Below are 20,486 nucleotides of genomic sequence, written 5' to 3'. Positions count from 1 at the left end.
TTTTCGCCCGCGAGATCGATCCGCAGCTATCGGCCCAGATCCTCGTGAGCGCTCGCGAGATGTCGCGAGGCGAGCGCAGCTAACAGCGAGAGCTCGCCCGCCAGCGCGCCGACGGCGATGATCTCGGCGAGCGCGTCGGCGTTCGATCCGGGTGGGTCACCGCCCCCTCGAAGGCCCAGAATCTCGAGCGCTTCGGCCTGCGTCGGGAGTTTCGTGCCGCCGCCGACGGTGCCGACCTCGAGGGAGGCCAGCGAGACGCTGGCGTAGAGGTCGGTAGTGCCGTCGTCGCGTTCGCGGGCGTCCATGGTGGTGATCGTGTTCGCGGCCTCGACGACCTGGGCCTCGTCCTGGCCGGTCGCGAGGAACGCTGCGCCGACGACGTTGGCTGCGTGGGCGTTGAAACCCAGACTGCCCGCTTTGGCGCTCCCGATCAGATTTTTGCGAGTGTTAGCCTCGGCGATGGCGTCGGCGGTCGTGTGGAGCCGATCCTCGACGAATTCGCCTGGGACCACCACGTCGGCGGTGACGGAGCGGCCGCGACCTTCGACGGCGTTGATCGCGGCGGGTTTCTTGTCCGAGCAGAGGTTACCCGAGAGGGCCACGAGCGAGGCCGGCGTCTCCCGCTCGACGAGTTCGCAGGCCTCGCCGGTCGCGATCGTGGCCATGTTCATCCCCATCGCGTCCTTGGTGTCGTAGGCAAAGCGCAGGTAGACGGAGTCGCCGACGACGTAGGGCTCGATATCGAGCAACTCGCCGTGGCTCGTCGTCGCTTCGGCGGCCTCCCGGAGCGCCTCGAAATTGTCCTCGACCCACTCGACGGTCTCGGCGGCCTCCGCGACGCCCGCCACCCGAAAGACCGGCGCTCGAGTCATCCCGTTTTTCGTTACGCGCGCGTCGGCCCCGCCGGCGGTGCTGATTACGCCGAGACCGCGGTTGACCGACGCCAGCAGCGCGCCCTCCGTCGTCGCGAGCGGGAGGTAGTGTTCGCCGTCGGTCGCCCCGCCGTTCACCGGAACGGGGCCGACGACGCCCATCGGCACCTGCGCCGCGCCGATCATGTTCTCGATGTTCGGATCCGCCCGCTCGGCCGGGAACGCGTAGTCCCCGATCGCCTCGAGTTCGGTCCCCGTCTCGCGTTCGACGAGCAGCCGGCGCGCGTGGGCCGCGGTGTCGTAGTCGGCGTGCTCCTCGAGTTCGTGAATGCGAAGGTCGCCGTCGCGCACCCGCTCGGCGAGGTCCTCGGCGTCTGTCATGGATGGGGGAAGAGGGCGGTGGGTCCTAACAGTTGCTGATCGTCGCGACTCGAGCGGCGACGCCTCCTCCAGCTCGTCGAACGGACCCCGCAGCGGTCACGAGACTCTCGTCACCGAGTCGTCGGTCCCGGCGCCGTACTCCGCGAAGATTTCGTAGCAGACCAGTGCGACGATCGAGCCGGTTCCGATCCCGGCGATCAGGAGGTAGCCGATCCCCTCGGCCTCGGCGGTGAACGCGAGCGCGAACGCCGCCGTCGTGATCGCGGCGAAGCGGAGTCTGCTTCGGAATCGATCCCCGTCGTCGGTGGCCGCGAGGTACAGGTGGGGGAGCGCGACGGCGATCCCGGCGACCAGGAGAAACGAGAGGAGCGGGCGGTCGCGAACCGCGACCCCGAACTGTCGATCGACGACGATGGAGCCGGCGAGGGCGAGGACGAGCAGGAGAAGCGATCCAAAGAGAATTCGGCCTTCGCGATCGATCATACCGCTCGGTCAACGGGCGGTCAAGTGAACCTTGTGCACCGAGACGGGTTGTAGGGACGTGTTACGGCTCGGGTTCGTGGTTTGGGGCACCCTACAGTCTCGAGCCGACGAAAACGAACGCACAGGGAGCGGGCGGACCAAACCGTTTTGCCGCTCGCCCGTGCGCGTTCTCCCATGACGGCGGCCGCCGACCTCCTCCTCGTCGACGCGGAGGTCCAGACGCTCACCGAATCGGGCACCGTGTACGAAGCAGTCGCGATCCGCGACGGCGAGATCGTCCGGCTCGGAGACACGGACGAGTGCGAGTTCCTCGCGGGCGTCGAGACCGACGTGATCGAGTGCGAGGGCCGCGTCGTCTTGCCCGGATTCATCGACGCGCACACGCACATGGAGCAACTGGGACAGCACCTGGTTCACGCGGACCTCTCGAGCGCCGATAGCGCGGCGGAGTGCGTACAGTCGCTCCGCGAACACGCCGCCGACGAGCCGGATCGCGGGTGGATCCTCGGGTTCGGCTACGACGACAGCGCGTGGCCCGACGCGCAGTCGTCCCCGCTGACGCGCGCACAACTCGACCGGGTCAGCGAGGATCGACCGGTCGTCGCGATGCGGGTCGATCTGCACACCGCCTCGTTGAATTCGGTCGCGCTCGAGACCCTCGCCGACGCCCTGCCCGAAGGCGACCTCAAGCAGGAGGACGGCGAGCCGACGGGCGTCGCCGTCGAAGACGCCGCCGAGGCGGTCAGGAAGCGACTCACGGCCGACCGGGAGGAGATGCGGGACGTGCTCGCGGCAGCGGGGGAGTACGCCGTCGAGCACGGCGTGACCGGCGTCCACGACAAGGTCCGCGGCTCGGTCGCCCCGCGCGTCTACCGCGAACTGGCCGCGGAGGGCGACCTCCCGCTGCGCGTGCGGATCGACTACTGGAGCGACCACCTCGAGGCCCTCGTCGAGGTCGGGCTGGGGACGAACGACGGCGACGAGCGCGTGCAGACTGGCGCGATCAAATCCTTCTCGGACGGGAGCTTCGGGAGTCGGACGGCGAAGCTCCGGGAGCCGTACGCGGATTTCGACGCCGATGGCGACACCGACGCCGACGATTCCGACGAGGCGATCGACGGATGCGGCCAGTGGGTCGTCGAACCGGACGATCTCGCTGCCCTCGTCGAGCGGGCCGACGGGGACGGATACCAGCTCTGTGTCCACGCGATCGGCGACGAGGCGATCGAGGAGACGCTGTCGGCGCTGGAATCGACCGCCGACCCCGGCGGCTCGCGCCACCGGATCGAACACGCGGAGCTGGCGACCGACGACCACCTCGAGCGAATGGCCGACGTGGGGATCGTCGCGTCGATGCAGCCGAATTTCCATCGCTGGGCCGACGACGGCGGGCTGTACGACCGGCGACTGGGCGAAGATCGGCGCAGGCGGACGAACCGGTTCCGCCGGGTGCTCGAGGCCAGCGTCCCCCTCGCCTTCGGCTCGGACTGCATGCCGCTGGACCCCCTCCTGGGAATCCATCACGCAGTGAACGCGCCGACGGAGACGCAGCAACTGTCCGTGACCGAAGCGTTACGCGCCTACACGCGAGGCGCTGCCTACGCCGGCTTCGACGACGACCGACTCGGCGCGCTCGAGCCCGGCAACCGCGGAGACCTCGTAATTCTCGAGGAGTCGCCGTGGGATCAATCGGACCGGATCGACGAGATCGAGGTTGCGACGACGATCGTCGGCGGCGAGGTCGTGTTCGACGGCCGCTCGGAGTGAGTGCCCCGGGGAGTCGATTTTTGCCGCTGGAGAGCAACGACGGGAGCATGGACGTTGGACTCATGGTCACATCGTTCGGCGACGTGAACCTCGCGGATATCGCCGTTCGAGCCGAAAGTCAGGAGTACGACGCCGTCTGGGTCGGCGAACTCTGGGGCGAGAGCGGAGTCGTGCAGGCGACCGAGATGGCTTGCCGGACCGACGAGATTGGTATCGGCACCGCGATCCTCAACGTCTATTCCCGATCGCCGGCCGTCCTCGCGATGACCGCGACCTCGCTCGAGCGTGCCTCCGACGGACGCTTTACCCTCGGCCTCGGGACGAGCACGGCCGTGGCGGTCGAGGGCCTCCACGGGATGTCGTTCGATCGGCCGGTGAGACGCGCCCACGAGACGATCGAACTCGTCCGCGAGTTCACCGCCGGAAGCGGTGATCCGGTCGACTACGAGGGGGAACTGCTCGAGGCGGCGAACTTCCCGTCCGTGGAAACCGACGTCCCGATCTATCACGCCGGGCTCGGGCCGGCCAATCGCCGCGTCGTCGGCCGGTTGTGTGATGGCTGGATCCCACACAACATTCCGTTCTCGCGGCTCGAGGACGCCTTCGACGAGGTCGCAACGGCCGCGCGGGAACGCGATCGGGAGCCGGACGAGATCACGATCGCACCGTACGTGCCGTCGGCGGTCAGCGACGACCCGACCGAGGCTCGCGAGACCCTGCGTCGACACGTCGCCTACTACGTCGGGAGCGGGGAGGGCTACCGCCGCGCCGTCGCGACGAAATTCCCGGACGAAGCCGATCGGATCGCCGAGGCGTGGCGCAACGGCGAGAAAAGCGACGCCGCGGGCGCAGTGACCGACGAGATGATCGCCGATCTCGGCGTCGCCGGAACGCCCGCGGAGGCCCGCGACCAGCTCCGGACGCTCGTGGCCGAGACGGGAATCGACCACCCGATCGTCGTCGTCCCGGAACCGGCCTCGAACGAGGTCACGGAGACGACGATCGACGCGCTCGCTCCGGAGCGGTTGTAGCGGCTGTCGCGGTGGAACCGGTGGTGTCCGGGCCAGAAACTGCCACCGAGCCTTGCGAATCCGCGGAGAGCGCTTTTTGATCGAACCGGCGAACGTCCGGACGACGGACGACCCATGAGTACGAGCTACACCGAGTTCGTCGGCGAGGTACAGCACCGAATCGAAGCCGGTCGGCGGGCCGAAGCCGTCCGAACGACGCGTGCGGTCCTCGAGACGCTCGGCGAGCGCGTCGGGGAAGGCGGTGCGACGGACATCGCCGGCCCGCTCCCGATGGAGATCGACCGATACCTGCTGGCCGCCGACCACGGGCAGACCTACGATTACGACGCGTTCGTCGATCGGGTCCTCGAGCGGCTGAACTACGACGATCTGGACCTCGACGCGTCGTACGGCCGGCCGTCCACCATCGACCGATCCGAGGCGGTCTACCGGATCAAGGCCGTCGTCGAACTCGTCAGCGAACGGGTTCCCGGCGGGGAACTCGCCCACGCGGAAGAGCAGTTGCCCGACGAGTTCGAGGAGCTGTTCGAGTTCGTCGACGTCGAGACCAAACCATGGGAGGAGGCCTGAGGACCGCCCCGTGGGGTGAGACCAGCCGATCGCAGTAGTCTCCGCTTTACGCCGGATCGGTGCCGACCGTGTCGTTGCTCGCGGTGCGTCACGGCAGCCACCAGTGAGCCGCGATTCGGGACTGCGCGAGCTCGTCCGGCGAAGAACCGCCGATCTACGCGGGGTACTAAGAACTGCGGCTCCGATCGTACGGTCATGGAATCAGTTGGCAGTGGACTCGCCGCGATCGACTGGAACGATCACCGGGCCGACGTCTCCCTCTCGCGGCCCGACAAGCGAAACGCGATGACAGTCCCGCTGATGCGGGACCTCATCGAGGCCTTCGACCGGGTCGACGCGGCCGAGGACGTCCGGGCAGCCACCTTGCTCGGCGAGGGGCCGGTCTTCTGCGCAGGGATGGACCTCGAGATGATGCGCGATCGCGTCGAACTCGATTCGGAGATCGATCGCGACGTCTTCCCCGATGTGCTCGCGGCGATCGAGGGGACCCGCCAGCCGGTCGTCGCCGGAATCAAGCGCGCGGCCCCGGCGGGCGCGTTCGAACTCACGCTCCCTGTGACTTCCGAATTATCGGTCGGGATGCGAAATACGGGCTGCTCGAGGTCGCGCTCGGCACGTTCCCCCACGGCGGCGGGACGCAGCGGCTCCCCCGACTGGTCGGGCTCTCGAACGCGAAAGAGATCGTGCTCACCGGGGAGTTCGTCGACCCCGAAGACGCCGCCGACATGGGACTGGTCCACGAGGTCGTCGACACCGGGGCGGTCGACGACCGGGCGAAAGCGTTCGCCGACGACCTCTGTGAGAACGCGCCACTGGGACTTCGAAACGGGAAACAAGCGCTCAACGCCGCGTTCGAGATGCCCCTCGAGCGGGGCCTCGAGTACGAACGCCAGTTGGGCCGCGAACTCGACGATACGCACGATTACCGCGAGGGGTTCGAGGCGCGGCTCGAGGACCGAAAGCCGGAGTTCCGCGGCGAATAAGCGGAAAACGCGGGGGCGATCGATCACCGGCGGTCGTAGACCCGAACCGCGCGATCGTGTCGCTTCGAGAGACCGTTTGGGTTGCGCCGGGTCGATCGGTCGGCGTATCGAGCGCCGACGCCGTCCCACAGCCCGCGGGCGATGTTCGTCCCCACGTCGGTCCCGTCCGACACCCAGCCCGTCGGCGTCGCGTCGCCGGACGCCAGCCGGCGAACGCCGCAGAGGCCGTCCCGGAGCGCGCTTCCGGCGGTCCGAGCGAGGACGGTCGGCCGCAATCCGTAATTCTTCGCCAGCCGGTAGGACAGCGACCGGTAAGCCGCGCCCCAGTCGGGGTCGGCTCGACCACCATCGGTGCCGACCTCACAGCGGACGGCCATCGTCGGGTTCCAGGCGACCTCGTGCTCGAATCCCGCGATGCGGTGTGCGCAGTCGCGTTCGCTCGCCTCCTCGAGGTACTCGTCGAAGCCGTCCAGCGACTCGAGGACGGACCGCTCGAACGCGACGTTGTCACCGTGAAAGTGGGTTACCGTCCGGCCCGCGACCCTCTGGGACGACTGTCGGTCCGTGCCGATCGGACTGCCGGTGACGGGTCCGGTGACGACGGCCGTCCCGTCGGCCATCGATTCGTCGATACCCCGATACCAGCCCTCGTCGACGGCGTACTCGCCGTCGAGGAAGGCGACGACGTCTCCTGTCGCGAGTTCGAAGCCGGCGTTCCGGGAGACGCTCGGGTTCCGTTCCGAGATTTCGACGAGGACGTCCACGTCGTCGCGCTCCCGGACGACGCCGGTCGTCCCGTCCGAGGAGGGGCCGTTGACGACGATGACCTCCGTCGACGACGGCGTCCGGTCGGCGATCGCATCGAGACACGACAGCAACTGCTCCCGGTCGTTGAGCGTCGACACCACTACCGAGAGCTCCATACCGCCTGATAGGAACTCCGAATAGTAAATAGATTGGTTTCAGATCAGTTCGATCAGCGAACGCGGGTGTTCCAGTACGACACCGACGCGAGGTGATCTGAAACCGAAAATTCACCGATCGCCTCGTCGAGCGCTCGGAGCGGCGACGCGAGCGCGTTGGGGATCGACCGGTACAGCCCGTATGGCAGGAGAAAGTCGTCTTCGACGTCGACGAGCGTGAGATTCGTCTTCGCGAGAAGGACCGCGACTTCGCTCTTCGAGTAGAGCCGCGATCCCATCGGAAGCGCCCAGTTGTAGACGCTCCGGGTCGAAAACCGGTTGAACGTATCGAAGACGATCTGATCGCGGGAGACCCGTCGCATCTCCTGGAGGAACGCCTCGGGATCGTCCGCGAGATGGAAGAACCGCATCGCCACGACGGTATCGAAGTGATCGTCCGGGAACGGCAATCGGCCAGCGTCGCCGCGGAGGAAATCGAGCGTTCCCTCGAGCTCGGCGTTCTGCGCTTTCCGTCGCCCTTGCTGTAACATCGCTGCCGAGATATCCAGTCCCACCACGTCCGCACCCTGATCGGCCAACATGACGGTAAATCGCCCGGTACCACAGGCGATCTCGAGGATTTTTCGGTCCTCGATCGGCATGATAGCGTCGAGGACGGCTTCTTTCTCCCGGCGGTCGATCAGCTGTCCGCCCCGGGAGAACCGCTTATCGTCGTATTCCTCGGCGATGTCGTCGGCCTGGTACCACTCCTGTCCTTTCACACTGAGCGAAGCTACTGTTGTGATGGGATAAAACGATACTGAAGTTGGATGACGAATACCGAAGCGGCGAGATGGACGTTCGAACAGTTTACGCGACGGGCACCGCCGAAAGCGGCCAGCAAATTAAGTGTGTTAATACATCATTCATATGCCTTATACAAACTACATTGTTCGTATCCACATATAGGGAAGCTTTACCACCGGCGGTTCCGCCCACGTAGGTATGAGCACGAGTACAGCCGAGGACCGCACCGCTGCCGCCGAAGAAACGCTTTCCGAGGACGAATACCGCGATCGCCTCCGCGACCTGCCGCCGAGTGCGAAACTCGTCGCGAAGGTGCTCGAAACCGATTCACCGCTCTCGCAGGGCCAACTCGCCGAGGAATCGCTGCTTCCCGATCGCACCGTTCGCTACGCGCTCAACCGACTCGAGGACGTCGGGCTCGTCGGCTCCCGGTACAGTTTCCGGGACGCTCGCAAGCAGGTGTACTTCCTCAAGCACTAACCGGGAAGACGCCGGTCACTCGGTTCCGGGGAACGTGCGGGGGGGATTAGCCGGTAACGCGGGCACTGGGGAGCCGCCGGCCGCCGATATACACTTTTTCGCTCGGTGTCATCTCGAGGTATGAACGTCGTTTCCCGGTCCGTTCCAGTCTCGACGCGCGCCCCCAGCGGTGAAACCAACGCCTATCTGCTCGGGACGGATCCAGCGATCCTCGTCGATCCGGCAGCACGGACCGACGAGCTCGATCGACTGGTTCGCGAGCGAAACGTCGCACACGTCCTCGTCACCCACACCCACCCCGATCACGTCGGTGCGGTCGACGCCTACGCCGCCGAGACCGACGCGACGGTCTGGGCTCGGTACGGGCGAGCCGACCGGTTTCGCGACGCGACGGGCCGCTCCCCCGACCGGACCTTCACATCGGGAACAACGATCCGACTCGGCGACGACCGCGTTCGGGTTCTCGACGCGCCGGGACACGCGCCGGACCACGTCGCGCTCGAGGCCGGTCGCGACGGGCCGATTCTCTGTGGCGACTGCGCCGTCCGCGAGGGCAGCGTCGTCGTCGGTGCCCCAGAAGGAGACATGCGCGCGTACGTGACGACGCTGCGACGCCTCTGGGCGAGGAACCCGCCGGCGCTCTATCCGGGACACGGCCCCGAAATCGACGCTCCCCGAGCGACCCTCGAGCGACTGCTCTCTCATCGAGCCCAGCGTGAGGAACGCGTCCGCGAGGCAGTCGACGAGGGCGCCGAGACCCTCGACGAAATCCTCGACGGGGCCTACGAAAAGGACCTGTCAGGAGTGCGCGACCTCGCGCGGGCGACGGTCGCCGCTCACCTCGAGAAGGTCGCCGTCGAGGGACGAGTGACGTGGAACGGTGACCGAGCGAGCCCGGCGGAGGGCGACTGACTTTTCCGCGTCGACAGCCTCCCCTCCGGTGTGCAATCGCTCGAAGCCGAACTCGAAGACGCACGCCAGCTCGCCGTCGACGACCTCGCGGACGCGATCGAGTCGATCGGCTTCGAGTGTACCCGCTGTGGCGCCTGCTGCAAGGACGACGAGGAAGACGATCACACCGCGACCGTCTTTCCGGACGAGGTGCGCGATCTGACGGAGAGCGACAGTTACGACGGCGACTACGACTGGCGCGACGTCGCTCGGCCGATGCCGTACGGACTCTCGGCGGGTGACGACGGGCTCGAGGGCGAGACCTTCGAGTGGGCGCTCCAGACCGACGGCTGCGGTGACTGCACCTTTTACGAAGAAGACGACTCGGGAACGGGAGCCTGCGCCGCCCACGACGACCGCCCGCTGATCTGTCGCACCTACCCGTTCAGCGTCGCGCTCGCGGGCACCAGCCAGCCGATGGGCGAAGCCGTCGACGAAGCGGGCATGGTCCGCGCCCACGAGTGCGAGGGGCTCGGTCGGGACATCTCCCGGGCCGACGCCGAGGAGTTGGCTCGAGCGCTGAAAGAACGCGCCGTTCGAGAACTCGAAGAGGCCATCGCGGTCCGAGACGAGTACGAACCCGCCGACCGCGGTCCCGGCGAGATCGTCGTTCACGACTCGGAAGGGGCAAAGCGGATCGACGGGACGCCGCTCGAGGAGTGAAAGGGGCTGGTCAGTCGATTCTCGGTTTCTGCGAGACGGTTCGGATGGTCGCGACTCGAGTGACGAACTTGGATGGCTCAAGGGACTCGACCGAGAGCGGAGTCACTGTACGGCGCGCGAAGCGCGCCTTCGGCGCGCTCGGCCTTTTTTGGTCGAGATTTTTTGACGGGGATTGAGGCTAGCGTCGAAGACGCCAGCCGATGTCCCCGTTAAAAAAGGTCGTTTTAGAAGGTCTCTTCGATGATCTCGCCGACGGCGAAGTTCGACTTGACCTCGGTGACTTCTATTTTGACGCGTTCGCCGACGTCGGCGCCGGGAACGATGATGACGTAGCCGCGCTCGACGCGAGCGATGCCGTCGCCTTGCTTGCCGATGTCTTCGATTTCGACGTAGCGCGTTTCGCCGACGTCGACCGGTGGTTGTGGCTCGGATGGCGCACTCTGTGGTTGGGTGGTCGCCGAGACGTTCTCGGCGTCGGCCTCGTCCTCGCGCGAAATGAGCGCGACGCGGTAGACCTCGCCGGGATCGATATCGCCGGTTTCGATCTCCTGGCGCGGTACCTCGATAACGTAACGATCCTCCTCTTCCGAAACGTCCGTACTGAACAGACACAGCAGTTTTTCAGATATTTCCACAGGCAGACCCTCACTTTCTTCTCTTCGTCTCATCCGTAATAGAACTACCGACAGGTCAGCGGTGGCGTTTTTCTTTCGCCGGTTCACGGTCCCGAGACGGGACTCCATTATTGCCCGCTAATGCTGGCGGTGGAACCGCGATATCGATCGATCGCTCGAACCGCCGCGATAAAGACGATCACTAGCGGGGGCATGACGAGCACCGACGCCACCGGATCCGGTGGGGTAACGAAGGCAGCGACGACGAGACCGATAGTACCGCCGATTCCGACTGCCCAGAGCGTACGCTCGGTGCTTCCCGGCGGCGTTTCCCGATCCCGAGACCCCCGGATACAGTAGACCGCGTAGACGGGAATCGCAGCGATCGGAAGGACAAACGCGAAGACCGTCCAGACAGCCGGGTTCGCGCCTCGCGAAGCCGCATCCAGCCAAACTGCATAACAGAGACTCCCGGCAATCGCGACGAGGAGAAGTACCAATATCGAAAACAGAACGAAAAGCACGGTCGAGTCACTGACGGAATCGATCATGGGAGCGAATTACTGCCGTCCAGTATAAAATTCCTCATTTCCGGGTAGAACAAAAGGTTCGGAGACAGTCGGTGACCGATCCGCGGTCGAACGGAGCTGCGGACTGCTCAGTCCGCGAGCTCGAGCGGCCGCGTCGTGACGAACCGAGAGAGGTCGAACTCCGTGCCGAGATCGGCGTCGGCGATCGACTCGTAGGGGCGGTTGACGACGATGTCACCGGCGGTGCTGTCGCCGATGCCGGGAATCGCGGTGAGTTCGTTCATCGAGGCCGCGTTGAGATCGAGCGGGTAGGGGACGCCCGTCACCGAGCGGTAGCCGTGATCGACGACGGCGACGTCGATCGTTCGGCCGAGTTGGCGCTCGCCGGGGATACCGACCAGCAGGGGATAGGTACCCAGCTGGCGGCCGAAGGTCTTGCCGTCCTGGTGGTACTCGAGGTGGACGTCCGGGAGGACGGTACCGGGCGGTGCGACGCGCTCGAGCATCGGATTGTCGATCTCCTCGCGGACCTGCTTCTTGTAGCGTTTGAACAGCTGTTTGTGTTCGTTCGCGATCTCGGCCCCCGTCTCGCTCATGTCGGTGCCGTCGAAGGCCATCACCTGCCGGATGTTGATCCGCCGGAGCATGTAGCCCTCGTCGTAGACCCGCTGGAGGAACTCGCGGTTGCGCTCGTAGGTCTCCTCGCGTTCGCCCTTGAGTCCGTGCAGGAGGTTGATTCCGGGGAGGAGCTTTGGCAGCCGTCGCGGCGCATCCTCGCCGAAGGTGGGCGCGTCCGCGGGGTCTTCCCCGGGCCGCCACCCTGCTTCTTCATTCACAATTCGGACCGCCTCGAAACACTCCTCGGCGCTGACGTTCAAGTTGTTCTCCTCCTGGACGACCGGATCGGCCGACTCGAGGCCGAACGCGGCCGTATCGCCGGGCGTGTTGTGCTCGGCGATGATCCGGATCCCCTCCCGGCTCTGCTCGGGCCAGTTCACGATCGTGATGGGATTCATGTTGTCCAGGTGGAGCGTCTCGAGGTCGGGCGCGACCTCGCGGATCCCGCTGTAGAGCTGTCGAAGTGCGTCCGGATTGGGTGCTTCGCCGTCACCGCCGTACGCGAGGATGTCGGCCTGCCGGCCGATTCGGAAGTGTTTGACGCCGAAATCGGAGAGCGCGTCGACTTCGCCGACGACCGTCGGCGGCGGCCGGAACGAGGGGTTGCCGTAGAGCGGTTCCGTGCAGAACGAACACCGATACGCACAGCCGCGGGAGGTCTCGAGTTCCGCGATGAGGTGCTCCGGGTGATTGGGATGTTGCTCGACGATGAACGCACCGTCCTGAGCCCACCGCGACACCTCGTCGATGTCGCGCATTCGGTTGTTGAAGCCCTCGAGGCCGCTCTCGACGAGGTCGAAGACGGCCGCCTCGACGTCGCCCTTGGCGACGAAATCGAAATCCAGATCCTGGCGTTCGGTCTCGGTCGCGCCGGCGTTTTCGTCCCCGACGCCGAACTTGACCGGGCCGCCCATCAGGCTGGTGCCGTTCGCGGTCCAGGCGAGCTTTCGGACTTCGTCGGGTTCGGCCGGCGTACCGCCGACGTACTTTCCGGGAACGGTCATTCCGCCGAGGTAGATCAGGAGATCCGCCTCGTCGACGTCCTGCCAGTAGTCGGGTTCGTCGCGAAGTCGGTCGATCGTGTGGTACGTAATCTGCTCGCGCGGAACGCCCGCGTCCACGAGCGCGCCTGCTGCGTACCGGGGGTACGTCGAGATGTACGGCGGCACCCCGAAGTGTGCGGGCTCGTCGACGTAGCCGTCGACGATCGTCACCGACAGCGTCTCGGGGTCAGTCATGGCTCCCGATAGCGCCTCGAGTGGTAAAACGGTAACTACACGCCGTCGGTCGCCCCTCGAGTGTGCGCGTTTCGAGATGGCGGATGCGGTAGTCCGCCATGGATCACTCGCTTCCATTAGCCTCCTCGATATCTCCGACTTCTCCATCGAGGTCTACTGAACCGAATCAACAGGAATCAGATTGGAGAGAATTCATTAATTTAATGATGTTTGAAGAGATGATATTTGATACTCGTGACAGATGAAAGTGTGACGGTCGACGAGAGGCACGACCCATCCATCCTGAGCCATCGGTTCCGTCAGGCCAAGCCGGCTGGAGACGATGACCGACCAGTAGCATAACAAAGGGAATATGAGCCGGAGGACGGAGACTCGAGTGCGGCTGTGTACGACCATCGTCGTGATACTCCTCGCGACGGTTCTCATCGGAGGAGCGACGGCAACCGTCTCCGCCGAGACCAACGGTGAGGCGCTGACTGCTGAGGCGGACGAGACACATCAACCGTTCTCGATTCAGAACAAGCCCGGCAAACCCGACAAACCTGGTAAACCCGACAAGCCTGGCAAACCCGATAAGCCCGGTAAACCCGATAAGCCTGGTAAACCCGACAAGCCTGGCAAACCCGATAAGCCCGGTAAACCCGACAAACCTGGTAAACCCGATAAGCCTGGCAAACCCGACAAACCTGGTAAACCCGATAAGCCTGGCAAACCCGATAAGCCCGGTAAACCCGACAAGCCCGGCAAACCCGACAAACCTGGTAAACCCGATAAGCCCGGTAAACCCGATAAACCCGATAAACCAGGGAAGCCAGACAAACCCGGTAAACCCGATAAACCTGGTAAACCCGACAAGCCCGGCAAACCCGACAAACCTGGTAAACCCGACAAGCCTGGCAAACCCGATAAACCAGGGAAGTCAGACAAACCCGATAAACCCGGCAAACCCGAGCAACCGGACGAGTTCAACGATTCGAACTACTCTGCTGATTCAGCCAATGGCCTCGGGTCGGGTATCTCAAGCACTGGGATCGGATCGATCTCAGACGACGACGGAGCGGCCCGGACGAGCGAGAACGGATCTGATGATACGAGCCCCGACAACGAAACCGGTTCGACTGCCGGTAAAGACTCGACGGACGGGCCGTCGCAGTGGGGACACTCTATCAGTATCGCGTTCGTGGCTCTCTTCTCAACGGCACTGACAAACAGTTCGACGGTCGGACTCTCGTCGCTTATCGTCGGTCAGTGGTCGTCTCTGCAGGGGACGATTCGGATGACGACGGCGGCGTTCGAGGAATCGGGCACGGATCAGTGGCGATACTTCGGCACGCTGTTCCAGTACAGTCGGTTCGACGATTCCGATCCGCTCGCACACGAATCCCGTCGGGAGATCTACCACAAAATCGGGACCGACCCCGGGATACACCTCTCCGAACTCGCGGACGCGACCGACGCCTCGCTGTCGACGATCCGACACCACCTCAGGATTCTCGACGAGGAAAACCTGATCAGCTCGAAGAAAATTCGCGGCAATCGCTGTTACTACCGCGGCGATACGATCGAGGACGTCGATATCGCACTCCGGATCGCGCTCGAGAAGCCCGCAACCAGGCGGCTCCTCGAGACGCTGGCTGATCGCGGCGCCACACAGACGACGACGCTCGCTGACGAACTCGATCGGCATCCGAGTACGGTAACTCACCACCTCTCGGCGCTCGAAGAAAGCGGGCTCGTGGTTCGAACTCGCGACGGATCGGCGGTCATGACCCGTCTCGAACCCGGTATCGAGCGAACCGTCGAGCAGCGGTAGCGAACGGGTCCCGCCGGCGTATCGGGTCACCGACCGCGAGTAGTCCGGCCGTGAGCGACACCGATGCCTGCAGTCGTCGTGGGTGAAGCCAATCTTGATTAGTTCGGCCCCCCAATGGCTGCGTATGCCTCCGACGGAAGAAGTCGTCTGTACTGCCGACGATTGTTTTCTCGACATCTTCGAGAACCACTACACCTACGACGTGCCGGACGAGTTCAGCGTCTCCGAACTCTCGTGTCCGGTCTGTGGCGGGACCGATTGCCTCGAGCGCGTCGAACTCTGAGCGGTGACCGTGCGACTCACTCCACAACCGATCGTGACTCGACCAGCGGTGGCCTCGTCAGACGTTTCTTTTGGCGTAGCAAAAGGGATTTCAACGGGGATATCGTAGTGATTACCACGGTTATGCCCTCAATACATTGTCAGGTCCCCGCGACCGCCGCCAGCGTCGCTCACACCGCCCGGGGTGACCACCCGTGAGCCTCTCAGACCTCGGTAAATCGGTTGGTAACGCCCTCTATCGTCAGGTCGGCCGCGCGAACGGCCGCGTCCAGAACTACCGATCGCTTCCCGTCGACATCCTCGAAAACGACACCTCCTATCGCGTCGTCTTCGACGCACCGGGAGCCGAACCGGACGACGTCCAGGTCCGCTACCTCGAGGGCAACGTCAGGATTCGCATCGACCGGTTCCGGCAGTTTCACGAGGGCTACGAGATGCGCTTCCCCGGCCGCGGGATGTCGCTGAACGGCGAGGCCGAGTTACCGACCGACGCCGTCGTCGATCCGGACGCCGGAACGGCGACGCTCAGCGAAACTGGAACGCTGAACGTCGAGATTCCGAAACGATCGTCCGTCGGGGATGCCGGCGAGACCGTAGATGGGGCCGAGACAGCCGACGAGACCGACGGGACCATCGAGTCGGAGACGGACACGGAACAGGTCGCCATCGACGACTGAGTCAGGTTCGATCGAGCGCCATTCCCTCGACGACGTCGAACGACTCGTCGCCGTCGAACCGCAGTGGATCGAAGGCGTCGATCCCCGACCCACCGAGTATTTCTTCCGCAACCCGCTGTCCGATCGCTGGCGCACGCATGAAGCCGTGGCCCTGGAACCCGGTCGCGACGTACAGTCCCGTATCGACCTGTCCGACCAGCGGGTTTCGATCGGGCGTCGCCGTACAGAGGCCGGCCCACGCCCGCTCGAGCGTGCCGTTCTCGACCGCTGGAACGCGGTGGGCGACGCGCTCGAGGAGGTCGTCGGCGAAGTCCGGGTCGGCGTCGCGATCGTACGCGTCCGGGTCGGCCTCGCGTTCTTCGGTACCGTTGCCCGCGAGGAAGCCATCGCCGTGAGGTCGCAGATAGAAGTCGCCGGTCGCGTCGTAACACATCGGCTCCGCGAGGTCGCCGCCCGCGACGAGCGCCTGCACGCGATAGGGTTTCACGGCGAGGGAGATGCCGGCGTCCGCGAGCAGTGCTTTCGTTCGTGCGCCGGCGGCCACGAGCACCGCATCGACCTCGTGGCTCTCGCCGTCCGGACGCACGACCCGTGCCGGATCGGTTTCGACGGCAACCGGCGTGTCGGTCTCGAGGGTCGCGCCGGCGCCGGTGGCTGCTGCGGCGAGACAGGCCGTGTACGCTGCGGGGTCGGTGTAGCCGGCGGCGCCGGCGATTCCCGCGACCGCGACGTCGTCGGTCCGTAACGCGGGGAAGCGATCCGCGAGCGCGTCACGGTCCAGTTCGAAGGCGACGATGTCGTTGTCCTGCATGCGACGCACTTGTTCGCGGATGGCGTCGGCCCGAGCCGCGTCGCCCTCGCGGGCGAGCCAGACGTAGGGACACTCGACGAACGGGAACGTATCGTCGCCCGAAAGCGCGCGAAACCGTTCGATCGCGTCGCCCGCGATTTCGGCGTCGAGGCCGTCGGCGAAGGCGTCGTAGCAGATGCCGGCCGCACGACCGGTCGCGTCGCTCGCCACGGAGTCGCGATCGTAGAGGGTCACGTCCGCGCCCTCGCTCGCGAGATCGTAGGCCGCTGTCGCGCCGACGGCTCCCGCACCGACGACCGCCACCTCGAGGCCCGCACCCCGTTCGGTGAACGCGTCCGCGCCGACGGCCAGCTCCGGCTCGCCGTCGCCGCTCATGAGCGATCACTCCCCCGTATGGGTTGGCAGCGTCGACTCGAGTCGTCTCCATCGCACACCCGTTCCCCCAGGTCGTCGGAATCGACTTGCATGGCCCCAACTCGGGCTGGGGTCTACTTACCTCTGGGTGGTCGCGGTACGGGTTGCCACCCGCGGCGCTCCTCGAGCGGCGCTGTCCAGCGGACGGGATCCGTACTCGTCACGGTCGAGACGGGAGGAAGGGGGGTACGACGGCAGGGCGGAACTCCATGGTTCAGTGTTGGGTCTCCCTGCCGTGGGAGGGACGTACGACGGTCGTAGCAATACCGTTGTTCCCAAATTAGTTAGGTGATCTCAGTCCTCGAGCCGTCCGACCCCTCGGTCGCTCGAGCCGGGCGGCAGAGAGTCGGGCCGCGGCCCGGCTCGTGCGGATCGGAACCCGCGTCACGTGACGTACAAGGAGTACGCGATCACGAGAAATCCCGCGAGAACCAGCAGGCTCTCGAGCAGAATGCCGGTCATCAGATCCATGCCGAGGTATTCGTACAGCATCCCTGCGAAGACCAGTCCGAGCGTGACGAGCCCGAAACCCAGCGAGAGATAGCCCAGCGCGGGCTGGCGCGTCCGGCGGTAGGCCTTGTACGCGAAGAACGTGATGACGCCGCCGACGACGAGGACGAGCGTTTTGACGACCGCGAGCGCGATCGCGGTCGGTATGGCCGCGGCGTAGAACCACATAGCTGTGCTCACTTCGATATTCAATACCTGTAGTAAGAACCTTGCCGTTCCCGAAAGGCGTGGGACGTGCCAGCTATCCCCGCAATTTGCCGTCCGGTTCGATCCGGTCTGCCCCTCGAGCGAAGGGTTTTGCGGCCGGCCTCCAAACCCCTATCCGATGACGCGACTCGTCGAACTCGAGGAAGACGGACCGCGCAAACTCGACCCGTCGGATATCGACGACGAAAAGGGAGATATCGCGGTCTGTCAGTGCGGCCTTTCGGAGTCGTTCCCGTTCTGTGACGGCAGTCATCGACAGACGAGCGACGAAGACGAGGGAACGACGTACGTCTACGAAGACGGGGAACGCCGAGCGGTCGAGCGAGTCGTGACGACTGACGACGGGGACAGAACGGACGCGACCGAATAGAGTAGGGGGAAGGACAGCGCCCGATCAGAGCGACCGCGCCGAGTTGCAGACGACGAGCGCACTGCTCGCGGCCATCGCAACGGCCGCGAACAGCGGGTTCAACAGGCCGGCGACCGCGAGGGGGATCGCGACCGCGTTGTACGCGAAGGCCCAGCCGAGGTTCTGTCGGATCCGCCGATGGGTACTCGTGGCGATGTCGAAGGCGTCTGCGACGGCCGTGAGGTCGTCGTCGACGATCACCGCGTCGGCCGCGTCGGTCGCGAGTTTCGTCCCGCCACCCATCGCGATGCCGACGTCGGCGGCGGCCAGCGCGGGCGCGTCGTTGCTCCCGTCGCCGACCATCGCGACCGTCCCGCGAGCCCGCAGCCGATCGACGGTCTCCGCCTTCGCTTCCGGTGGGACGCCGGCGAAGACCTCGTCGACGCCGTCCAGTTCCCGGAACTCGTCGGCCGCCCGGCCCTCGTCGCCGGTGAGGACGACGACGTCGCGACCCGTCGAGGGCGTCTCGAGTGCGTCCTCGAGCTCCCCGCGTGGCGAATCGCCGACGGTGATCACGCCGCGGGCTCGCCCGTCCCAGCCGACGGCGACGGGAACACGACCGGCGGTTCGAGTCTCGTCGATCCGCGACTCGAGGGCCTCGGGAACTGCGTGTCCCTGCTCGCGGAGGTACTCGGGGTGGCCGACGGTGACCCGTTCGCCGTCGACGAGTCCGCTGACGCCGCGGTCCGTTCGCTCGAACCCCTCGACGGCGCGTGCGGGTGTGCCGTCCGCGGTCGGGGGCGCCGCCGCAGCGTCTGCCACGGCCGCCGCGATCGGGTGTTCGGAGAGCGCCTCGACCGTACCGGCACGCCGGAGCACCTCGTCGGCATCCGAATCGCTTTCGTCGCCGTCGTCACTGTCGACGGTGTGGACGGCTTCGACCGCCATCGTCCCGGTCGTGAGGGTTCCCGTCTTGTCGAGCACCACGACGTCGATACTGGGCGCGTCTTCGAAGATCGTCTCCGTCGCGACGACGATTCCGCGCTCCGCCGCGGCCTGAACGCCCGCGGCGATGGCGAGCGGCGTCGCGAGTCCGAGCGCACACGGACAGGAGACGATCACGACCGTGAGTCCGATCAGCAGCGCATCCGACGCGCTCGAGCCAGTCAGGAGGAGAACGGCGGCGGTCCCGACGGCGAGGGCGACGACCAGCGGGACGAAGACCGTCGCGAGCTTGTCCGCGAGCCGCTGGACGCCGGGCCGTGCGCTCTGGATCGACCAGAGCAAGGAGACGAGCCGGTCGAGGGTGCTCTCGGCCTCGTCGCCCACCGACAGAACGATCGGGGCGTCGGTTACGACGGTCCCGCCGCGGACGAAATCGCCCGGTTCCTTCCGGGCGGGCAGGGACTCGCCCGTGACCAGCGACTCGTCGATCGCGGCGGTTCCCTCGACCACCTCGCCGTCGAGGGGGACCCGCTCGCCGGGCCGCACGAGGAGTCGGTCGCCGGGTTCGACGGCCTCGAGCGGAACCGTCTCACCGCTCTCGAGGCGGGCCTCGTCGACCTGTCGCTCGGTCAGCTCGGAGAGCAAGCCAGTTGCGCGGCGCTTGACCGCCTGCTCGTAGTGGGTCCCGGCGGTCACGACGAGGACGATCGCGACGGTGACGTCGAAGTAGAGGTGGAGTTCCCCGAGCAGCATCGCGATTACGCTGTAGGTGTACGACCCCAGCGCTGCCGTCGCGACGAGTAAATCCATGTTCGGCCGGCCCGCTCTGAGACTGACGTACGCACCGCGGAGGATCGGGTAGCCGGTATAAAACAGGATGAACGAGGCCAGCAACCAGATGTTCGCGGCGAGGAAGAGACCGTCGTAGCCGCCGAAGTCGGCCACCGGCTCGAAGCCGAAGTAGGTCGGGTACAGGAACAGCACGTACCACACCATGACCATCATGCCGAAGAACCCGCCCAGCAGGAGCGAAACGAGGCCGTCGTCCGCGTCCGTCTCGTCATCGGCGGCCCGATCGGCCGCGGTGTAGCCGTACCCGGAGACGAGGTCCGGGAGGTCCTCGGCCGCGACCCGGTCGGAGTCGTAGACGATTCGGATCGTGTCCGTCGCGTAGCTGGCCGTCGCACCGAGGACGCCGTCTTCGCCCTCGGCGGTCGCCTCGAGGAAGGCCTCACAGGTCGAGCAGTGCATTCCCTCGACCGCGAGGAACGCGTCCTCGCCCTCGAGATCCGCGAGGTCGCGGTCGTCCATCTCGTCCTGCCCGACCCGCGAGCGCACCGCCGATTCGTCGGGGACGTCGGGTGCGTCGGTCCGGTCGAGCGTTCGGGAGACCTCGAGACAGCCCCGACAGCAGAACGACCCGTCCGCGTCGGCCGCAGTGATGGGGTCGTCGGGGGTCGGGAGGTCACAGAGGTCACACGTGGCGGCGGCGTCAGTGTGGCGACTCGAGGTGGAGGTCTCGCTCGAATTGCCGGAGTCCGACGCGGGGACAGGCCGATTCGTGGGCGGCCGGGATTCGTGACTCATG

20 protein-coding genes and 1 pseudogene are annotated in these 20,486 nt (G+C 65.8%); 11 read left to right on the top strand and 10 right to left on the bottom strand.

The features are described 5' to 3' along the window. Nucleotides 1–26: 26 nt before the first annotated feature. Both hmgA and LDB05_RS17665 read right to left on the bottom strand, forming a co-directional pair. Entirely contained in the window at nt 27–1,253 is a 1,227-nt protein-coding gene (gene hmgA, locus LDB05_RS17670) for a hydroxymethylglutaryl-CoA reductase (NADPH) (RefSeq protein WP_226005286.1), read from the bottom strand. 96 nt (nt 1,254–1,349) lie between these two features. After that, on the bottom strand, nt 1,350–1,736 hold the full coding sequence (locus tag LDB05_RS17665) for a hypothetical protein (RefSeq protein ID WP_226005285.1): 387 nt from the start codon (nt 1,734–1,736) through the stop codon (nt 1,350–1,352). A gap of 174 nt (nt 1,737–1,910) precedes the next feature. Here LDB05_RS17665 and LDB05_RS17660 point away from each other — a divergent pair, with 174 nt between their 5' ends. The 4 genes and pseudogenes from LDB05_RS17660 to LDB05_RS17645 all read left to right on the top strand — a co-directional run bounded on the left by LDB05_RS17660 (nt 1,911) and on the right by LDB05_RS17645 (nt 6,087). Then, the gene (locus tag LDB05_RS17660) at nt 1,911–3,503 is read left to right on the top strand and encodes an amidohydrolase (RefSeq protein ID WP_226005284.1); all 1,593 of its coding nucleotides are present in this window, start codon (nt 1,911–1,913) and stop codon (nt 3,501–3,503) included. Nucleotides 3,504–3,550: 47 nt separating this feature from the next. After that, the gene (locus tag LDB05_RS17655) at nt 3,551–4,534 is read left to right on the top strand and encodes an LLM class flavin-dependent oxidoreductase (RefSeq protein ID WP_226005283.1); all 984 of its coding nucleotides are present in this window, start codon (nt 3,551–3,553) and stop codon (nt 4,532–4,534) included. Between the two features lie 114 nt (nt 4,535–4,648). Continuing rightward, on the top strand, nt 4,649–5,104 hold the full coding sequence (locus LDB05_RS17650; protein WP_226005282.1) for a DUF2267 domain-containing protein: 456 nt from the start codon (nt 4,649–4,651) through the stop codon (nt 5,102–5,104). Between the two features lie 195 nt (nt 5,105–5,299). Beyond that, nucleotides 5,300–6,087: pseudogene (locus LDB05_RS17645) on the top strand (enoyl-CoA hydratase/isomerase family protein). Nucleotides 6,088–6,110: 23 nt separating this feature from the next. Here LDB05_RS17645 and LDB05_RS17640 read toward each other — a convergent pair. Together LDB05_RS17640 and LDB05_RS17635 are read right to left on the bottom strand one after the other, a co-directional pair. Beyond that, nucleotides 6,111–7,010, bottom strand: coding sequence for a glycosyltransferase family 2 protein (locus LDB05_RS17640; RefSeq protein ID WP_226005281.1), 900 nt, complete (start codon nt 7,008–7,010; stop codon nt 6,111–6,113). Between the two features lie 53 nt (nt 7,011–7,063). Then, complete coding sequence (locus LDB05_RS17635; protein WP_226005280.1) at nt 7,064–7,771, bottom strand: class I SAM-dependent methyltransferase; 708 nt, start codon at nt 7,769–7,771, stop codon at nt 7,064–7,066. A 223-nt stretch (nt 7,772–7,994) separates the two neighbouring features. Between LDB05_RS17635 and LDB05_RS17630 the strand changes: the two genes are divergently transcribed. The 3 genes from LDB05_RS17630 (at nt 7,995) to LDB05_RS17620 (ending at nt 9,890) form a co-directional block, all read left to right on the top strand. Further along, the gene (locus tag LDB05_RS17630) at nt 7,995–8,276 is read left to right on the top strand and encodes a MarR family transcriptional regulator (protein WP_226005279.1); all 282 of its coding nucleotides are present in this window, start codon (nt 7,995–7,997) and stop codon (nt 8,274–8,276) included. Between the two features lie 120 nt (nt 8,277–8,396). Beyond that, on the top strand, nt 8,397–9,188 hold the full coding sequence (locus LDB05_RS17625) for an MBL fold metallo-hydrolase (protein WP_226005278.1): 792 nt from the start codon (nt 8,397–8,399) through the stop codon (nt 9,186–9,188). Between the two features lie 30 nt (nt 9,189–9,218). After that, nucleotides 9,219–9,890: a YkgJ family cysteine cluster protein gene (locus LDB05_RS17620; protein ID WP_226005277.1), complete on the top strand. Its 672-nt coding sequence runs from the start codon at nt 9,219–9,221 to the stop codon at nt 9,888–9,890. A gap of 224 nt (nt 9,891–10,114) precedes the next feature. On the opposite strand, the gene LDB05_RS17615 is transcribed toward LDB05_RS17620, so the two are convergent. The 3 genes from LDB05_RS17615 to LDB05_RS17605 all read right to left on the bottom strand — a co-directional run bounded on the left by LDB05_RS17615 (nt 10,115) and on the right by LDB05_RS17605 (nt 12,890). Then, complete coding sequence (locus tag LDB05_RS17615; RefSeq protein ID WP_226005276.1) at nt 10,115–10,525, bottom strand: TRAM domain-containing protein; 411 nt, start codon at nt 10,523–10,525, stop codon at nt 10,115–10,117. A 107-nt stretch (nt 10,526–10,632) separates the two neighbouring features. Further along, nucleotides 10,633–11,055 carry a hypothetical protein gene (locus LDB05_RS17610; protein WP_226005275.1) on the bottom strand — a complete coding sequence of 141 codons (423 nt, stop codon included), beginning with the start codon at nt 11,053–11,055 and terminating at the stop codon, nt 10,633–10,635. Nucleotides 11,056–11,162: 107 nt separating this feature from the next. Next, nucleotides 11,163–12,890, bottom strand: a complete 1,728-nt coding sequence (locus tag LDB05_RS17605; protein WP_226005274.1) for a radical SAM protein — start codon at nt 12,888–12,890, stop codon at nt 11,163–11,165. A 352-nt stretch (nt 12,891–13,242) separates the two neighbouring features. Between LDB05_RS17605 and LDB05_RS17600 the strand changes: the two genes are divergently transcribed. From LDB05_RS17600 to LDB05_RS17590, 3 genes are all read left to right on the top strand, one after another. Next, nucleotides 13,243–14,703 (top strand): winged helix-turn-helix transcriptional regulator, encoded by a 1,461-nt coding sequence (locus LDB05_RS17600; protein ID WP_226005273.1) that lies wholly within the window; start codon nt 13,243–13,245, stop codon nt 14,701–14,703. A gap of 124 nt (nt 14,704–14,827) precedes the next feature. Next, complete coding sequence (locus tag LDB05_RS17595) at nt 14,828–14,986, top strand: DUF7559 family protein (RefSeq protein ID WP_226005272.1); 159 nt, start codon at nt 14,828–14,830, stop codon at nt 14,984–14,986. 193 nt (nt 14,987–15,179) lie between these two features. Then, a complete protein-coding gene (locus LDB05_RS17590; protein ID WP_226005271.1) occupies nt 15,180–15,662 on the top strand; it encodes an Hsp20/alpha crystallin family protein in 483 nt (160 codons plus the stop codon). A gap of 1 nt (nt 15,663) precedes the next feature. Here the strand turns inward: LDB05_RS17590 and LDB05_RS17585 are convergent, their stop codons facing one another. Together LDB05_RS17585 and LDB05_RS17580 are read right to left on the bottom strand one after the other, a co-directional pair. Next, nucleotides 15,664–16,848, bottom strand: coding sequence for an NAD(P)/FAD-dependent oxidoreductase (locus tag LDB05_RS17585; protein ID WP_226005270.1), 1,185 nt, complete (start codon nt 16,846–16,848; stop codon nt 15,664–15,666). A gap of 423 nt (nt 16,849–17,271) precedes the next feature. Then, a complete protein-coding gene (locus LDB05_RS17580; RefSeq protein ID WP_226005269.1) occupies nt 17,272–17,565 on the bottom strand; it encodes a DUF7521 family protein in 294 nt (97 codons plus the stop codon). A 157-nt stretch (nt 17,566–17,722) separates the two neighbouring features. Between LDB05_RS17580 and LDB05_RS17575 the strand changes: the two genes are divergently transcribed. After that, nucleotides 17,723–17,974, top strand: coding sequence for a CDGSH iron-sulfur domain-containing protein (locus LDB05_RS17575; protein WP_226005268.1), 252 nt, complete (start codon nt 17,723–17,725; stop codon nt 17,972–17,974). Nucleotides 17,975–17,998: 24 nt separating this feature from the next. Here the strand turns inward: LDB05_RS17575 and LDB05_RS17570 are convergent, their stop codons facing one another. Further along, nucleotides 17,999–20,485, bottom strand: coding sequence for a heavy metal translocating P-type ATPase (locus LDB05_RS17570; protein ID WP_226005267.1), 2,487 nt, complete (start codon nt 20,483–20,485; stop codon nt 17,999–18,001). Nucleotide 20,486 lies beyond the last annotated feature (1 nt).

Source organism: Natrinema salinisoli (assembly GCF_020405205.1).
GTDB lineage: Archaea > Halobacteriota > Halobacteria > Halobacteriales > Natrialbaceae > Natrinema > Natrinema salinisoli.
Note: the sequence above shows the minus strand (reverse complement) of the source record. Positions and strands in the feature narration are given on the sequence as shown.